The organism is Megamonas sp., from assembly GCF_986095205.1.
Genome location: NZ_CFQVBI010000048.1, coordinates 1 through 1,149, shown reverse-complemented (window position 1 = coordinate 1,149; position 1,149 = coordinate 1). Strand labels below are relative to the sequence as shown.

Genomic DNA, 1,149 nt, shown 5'->3' with positions numbered 1-1,149 from the left:
TTAGAAATAAAATTCCATTTGTGCACGGAAGATATCTACATCTTGTCTACCTTCTGTACTTGTTGCATTTACTTGTGTACCTGTTGTGTAGAATACTTCTATTGTTGTATTTTCCATTGGTACATAGTCAAAGCCAAGTGTCCATCCTCTTACGTTTTCAGTATAGTCTACTGTTGCATCTATTGTTGAGAATGCACCTACATTTCTATAGTTTGTGAAGATTGCAAAGGAACCTACATCACTTGGATTGTGTTGTTTATAGCGAAGTTCACTAAACCAGCCATCATTTACTACTTCACTGCCAACACTATCTGTTACTCCATCTAAATCAGATTTACTATATGCTGCCATTAATGTTAAATTATCTGCAAGTTTTGTATTAAATCCTGCTTCCCAGAAGTTTACACTATCTTGGAAATTATTGCCTTTTTCTTCTACTGTTACTTCATTTAATCTACCATATGTTGCACCAATTGCTGTTACTGGGCTAAGATTATATTTCAATCTAGCAGAAGAATATTCTGTTCCAAGATATGCTCCATATTCTCCACCTGATTTATTTTCGAATTTAGTTCCAGCTAATGTTCTACTATCTTTTAATCTACCATAAGTTAATGCTCCAGATAAATCGCCAGCTTCAAATGTATATTCTGCACCAGAAATTTCAGTATCGATAATTCTTCCATATGAAGAAAATTCTCCATAACGACCTATTTTTAACATGCTATCGCCGAAATTACCTTCTGCATATATTTTATTTACTTGAATATCTTTATCTCCATATGCAGTGATGCTATCAGATTTCATATTATATTCTGTTTCAATCTGAGCTACGCCAGTCCAATTATCATTCACTTTTCCTTTAATCCAGTATTCAATATGTGCATGACTTGCACTGTCTTTACCGTCACCTGCTTTTGGACCAGTAGCATTGATATCGCCATCATCATAACGTAAACGAGCTGTTCCTGTGAATTTTACATTATCACTTTTCTTTTCAAGGTCTGCTACTCTAACACCTAAATTATCTAGTTCTTCTGCAAATTCAGCAGCTAACTTATCTACAATAGCTTTATCTGCTTTTTGTAAATCTTCTTTTGCCATAGCACGAGCTACAATCTGAGCCATTTCATAACGTGTCATTGTTTT

Annotated in this window: 1 protein-coding gene; it reads right to left on the bottom strand. The window is 34.4% G+C overall.

All coding sequences use genetic code 11. The features are described 5' to 3' along the window. On the bottom strand, window positions 1-1,149 hold a 1,149-nt coding region (locus AC5LAX_RS06900), incomplete at its 5' end, for an S-layer homology domain-containing protein (RefSeq protein WP_493263814.1).